Genomic DNA, 4,719 nt, shown 5'->3' with positions numbered 1-4,719 from the left:
CCCCAAAACCCCCAGCTGAAAAGCTGGGGGTTTTTTCTTGCCTGTGTTTCGCCAACAATCGGGTCTCATCTCACGAAGGGGCGGGTGCATGAGGGTATGTCGATGGGCGTTGGCCAGCGCGCTGGCGATGATCTGCCTGGACGGCGTCGCCGCCGATGAGGTGGCGCCGTCGGCAAGACGCGTGCACGATGAGGCACTCGTCCTGGATACCCATTTGGACACCCCTGCGAACTTCCGTCGCCCCGGTTGGAACATCGCCGACAACCACGAACACGAAGGCGATCTTTCACAAGTGGACCTGCCGCGCATGAAGGCGGGTGGGCTGGATGGCGGATTCTGGGTCATCTACACCGCGCAGGGCGCGCGCGACGTGGACGGCAAGCGCGCRGCGCGTGACCACGGACTGGATCGCCTGGTGAGCATCCATGAAATGCTTGCGGCCAACGCGGGGGAGATGGAGCTTGCGCTTACCGCCGATGACGCAGAGCGGATCGGACGCGCCGGCAAGCGCGTGTCGTTCATCAGCATGGAAAATGCCGCTCCCCTGGCCAGCGATCCCAGCTTGCTGACGGCCTACCATCGGCTTGGCCTGCGCATGCTGGGCATCACGCACGTGCGCAACAACGATTTCGGTGACTCTTCGACCGACCCGGCCGGGGCGGAATGGAATGGCCTGAGCCCGGCGGGTCGTCACCTGGTGGAAGAGGCCAATCGCCTCGGGGTCGTGCTGGATGCGTCGCATGCCAGCGACACCGTCTTCGATCAATTGCTCGCACTATCGAAGGCGCCGATCGTGCTGTCCCATACCAGTGCTGACGCGTTGTACGACCACGCTCGCAACATCGACGATTCGCGCATTCGGCAGCTCGCTTCGAAAGGGGGCGTCATCCACGTCAACGCGTTCGGTGGCTACCTGATCGATATCCCGAAGATTTCCGAGCGCGAAGCGGCCATGGATGCCCTTGGAGAAAAGTACGGCCCTGAAAATCGGCTGGCGACGGACCGCGTAACGGCATATCTGGCTGAGCGCCGTGCTATCGAAGCCCGGTACCCGGTCAAGCGCGCCACATTCGAGGACTACATGGCACACCTCCTTCACATCCTGAAGGTGGCGGGCGTAGACCATGTAGGCATCGGGGCGGATTGGGACGGCGGCGGCGGCGTGACCGGCATGGAGGATGTCAGCGCGTTGCCCCGGATCACGGACGCACTGCTGGCGGCCGGTTACACCGAGCAGGATGTCCGCTCGTGCTGGAGCGGCAACCTCCTGCGCGTGTTCAGGGAGGCGCAAGCGATCGGATCCGCGGWGCGTTGAGAACGCTCGACGATCGGCGTGCGGTCTTGCAGACGCATGTGACGGAGGCTTCGGGAGGCAGGTGTCATGGAAGAGACGATCACCGCCCGTCGATTCATCGCCACGCTGGGCATGGACATCCCGAGGCATTGGCTGCCCGGCAATGAGGTGGTGTCGTCGTTGCTCAACGCGTACACCATTCTGGTGCCCGCCAACGAGGCGTTCTATATGCGAACGCTCAACGCCTGTCTGCCGCGCATCCCGGACGGCGCGCTTCGTGCGCGTTGCGAAGCCTTCATCCGCCAGGAGGCGCAGCACGGGGTCGCGCACAAGCGTTACTGGGCAAATCTCGACGCGCAAGGTTACGCCTACCGAGGCGTGGAGCGTGTCGTGGAGCGATGCGTCTTCCGTGTGATGGATCGCCTCGCGCCCTTGTGGTTGCGCGTGTCGCTGGTGAGCTGCGTCGAGCATATCAATGCCTATCTGGGTTACGAATTCCTGAGCCAGTCGATCCTTGCAGACGCCGACCCGCGCCTTCGCGATCTGATGGAATGGCATTTCGCCGAGGAGATCGAGCATCGGGCAGTCGCATTCGACCTGCTCCAGGCGGTATCACCCTGCTATCCCGTGCGGATGCTGGGTGCGGCGATGACCGCCACGCTGTTCCATCTTCTGTTGACTGGCCTCGCAGCGTGGCTGCTCGCGCAGGATCGCCTGTTGTGGCGAAGGGCGACCTGGACACAGTTGATCAGTCATCTGGGGGCCGGACACGAGATGGGGCGCAGGTCGTTCGAGCACCTGCGTGACTACCTGGCGCCGCGGTTCGATCCTTACTGCTTGCCCGGCGCGGACGCGCTGGCGGCCGCCGTGCTGACGCGTCTGGGTGCGGAGCATTCGCCGTCCGTGGTCCCGATGGCGCCCCGAAACTGAACGATTGCCCCCTAACCTGCTTCCGCGGGTTACCGGCAGCACTGATGTTTGCGGCATATCCAAGTTGTTGATTAGTAATCACTTTCAGGCCTGGCGTTGAGGGCCCGGTTGTTGCACAACTGGAACAATTCGGAACTTCCGGCACGGTTAGCAGTCGAACCCCCCGACTGCTAACATCCATGCCCATGAGCCAGAACACTCCCACTACCGCCCTGGTCACTCACAACCTGCCGATTCCCAGCGCGCTGGGTTCGCTCGACGCCTACATCAGCGCCGTGCACCAGATCCCGGTGCTGACGGTGGAAGACGAGCGTGCCCTCGCCAATCGTTACCGTGACGAGGAAGACCTCGATGCCGCGCGCGAGCTGGTGCATTCGCACCTACGCTTCGTCGTGCATGTGGCGCGTGGCTACAACGGCTACGGCCTGCCGCTCGGCGACCTGATCCAGGAAGGCAACATTGGCCTGATGAAGGCGGTGAAGCGCTTCGACCCGGATATGGGCGTGCGCCTCGTCAGTTTCGCGGTGCACTGGATCCGTGCCGAGATGCACGAGTTCATCCTGAAGAACTGGCGCATCGTGAAGGTCGCTACCACCAAGGCGCAGCGCAAGCTGTTCTTCAACCTGCGCAAGTCCAAGACGCGCCTGGGATGGATGAATGCCGAAGAGGTCAGCGCCATCGCCAAGGACCTCAACGTGTCCGAGCGCGAGGTGATGGAGATGGAATCGCGGCTGTCGGGGCGGGACATCGGGTTCGATGCGCCGTCGGACGAGGACGAGGACCATGCGCCCCCGTCACCCGCCAGCTATCTGGTCGCGCGCGACGAAGATCCGTCGCAGGCATACGAGCGCGCAGACAGCGAGGATAACCAGCTCGAGTTGCTGCGCGAGGGCTTGGCCAATCTCGATGACCGCTCGCGCGACATCATCAAGCGCCGCTGGCTGGATAGCGAAAGCAAGGTCACGCTGCAGGAGTTGGCCGACGAGTACGGCATTTCCGCCGAGCGCGTCCGCCAGGTCGAAGCCAATGCGCTGAAGAAGATGAAGGCGCTGTTCGCTGCCTGATTCACGCACGCGCGAGTCGTTACCGGAGAGGCCCCATCGGGGCCTCTCCGCTTTTGTGGCGGGTGGAATGGCGGATGTGGTCCACTACGCCGCGACCCGCCGTGGGCGGCGTGACAACCAGAAGGAGCAGGGCATGGGGTGGGGCAACAAGCGGCATTGGGTCTTGGCATTGGCGGTGATGTGCGGAGCGTGGGGTGCGTCTGTCATGCCGGCCCTGGCGGCGGACACGGGCAACCTCCCATCCGAGGGGCGAGAAGGCGGTGTGCGCTTCGGCATCGATCGCGAAGAGTACGACGCACAGGCGCGTGCGGCGATGCAGGTGGATCCCGTCGTGGCTGCGCATCTCGGTGCGATCCGCAAGATCTCGCTCGATGACGCCGCCAGCATGGACGAGCCCGGCCCGGACGTGCTGGTGTTCGACGTGGAAGGCAGCCGCGGCAAGGGGCGTGTTACCGCGCGCTTCATCACGGTCAGCGCCACCCAGGAAGCATTGGGACCCGGTGTCCTGGTCATGGCCGACGGCACGGAGCATGCGATCACCGGCAGCGCCGATGCCCTGGCGGCGGAAGACGGCAGCCACGATCACCACCACCACGACCACGACGAGGACGTCGAGGCGGGGGCCGGTCTCTTCATCCAGCAGGCACGCGAAGCCGCGCAGCGCTATCCCGTGATCCAGCAGCACATCGGCCGCATCAGCACCTTCGAGATCGACAGCGACGCTTCGGGCGCGGCGCCTGGCATGAACGCTTTCGTGTTCGATGTCGTGGGCGACAAGGGACGTGGGCGGCTGGAAGCCGACTTCATCACCGTCAGTGCCGCTACCGAACGCCTCGGCAAGGGSGTGCTGACGCTGGTCGATGGCCGGCGCGTGCCCTTCGACGGCGAACCGCGCGGCGAGGATGAGTTTGCCGATCACGAAGGTGCCGGCGCACTGTTCGGCGACATGCAGGACAATATCTTCACGCGCCAGGCGCGCGTGGCCGTGCAGCGCTCGCCCCTGGTGCAGGAGCACATCGGCACCCTGACGGCGTTCGACTTCGACCTGGCGGGCACGGGGGAAGCGGACGGCGCGAACGAGTTCGTGTTCGACCTGGCCGGCGACAAGGGGAACGGACGCATCCTCGCGGAGTTCATCACCGTCGACGCCGACACGGAGCGCCTCGGCAAGGGCGTGCTCACGCTGGCCGATGGTCGTGAATTCGCGTTCGAGGGTGAGCCGCCGGCGACAGGTGAACTGGACGCAGCGCGTGTCGATACCGACCGTGGCGAGGCTCCCGATGCGTTCGCGCGGCAGGACGGCATCTTCGTGCTGCAGGCCAACGCAGCCATGCAGGCCCATCCGGTCGTGCTGCGCCATATCGGCGACATCCGTGAGGCGGCGTTCGACCGCGACGCATCCTGGGCAGCGGAAGGCGAGCGCTATATATT

The 4,719-nt window shown here is 64.7% G+C and carries 3 protein-coding genes and 1 pseudogene; all 4 read left to right on the top strand.

Features of this window, described 5'->3' with window-relative positions; translation table 11 throughout:
* Positions 1–88 precede the first annotated feature (88 nt).
* A complete protein-coding gene (locus AC04L7_RS12660) occupies positions 89–1,315 on the top strand; it encodes a dipeptidase (RefSeq protein ID WP_475513123.1) in 1,227 nt (408 codons plus the stop codon).
* Between the two features lie 66 nt (positions 1,316–1,381).
* Entirely contained in the window at positions 1,382–2,224 is an 843-nt protein-coding gene (locus AC04L7_RS12655; protein ID WP_435996365.1) for a metal-dependent hydrolase, read from the top strand.
* A 185-nt stretch (positions 2,225–2,409) separates the two neighbouring features.
* Complete coding sequence (gene rpoH, locus AC04L7_RS12650; protein WP_296282130.1) at positions 2,410–3,288, top strand: RNA polymerase sigma factor RpoH; 879 nt, start codon at positions 2,410–2,412, stop codon at positions 3,286–3,288.
* A gap of 133 nt (positions 3,289–3,421) precedes the next feature.
* Positions 3,422–4,719, top strand: a pseudogene (locus AC04L7_RS12645) (hypothetical protein); the annotation flags it as partial.

The sequence above is a fragment of the Pseudoxanthomonas sp. LjRoot204_2 genome, assembly GCF_056175765.1.
The sequence above is the reverse complement of the archived record's forward strand: the minus strand, read 5'-3'. Positions and strand labels throughout refer to the sequence as shown.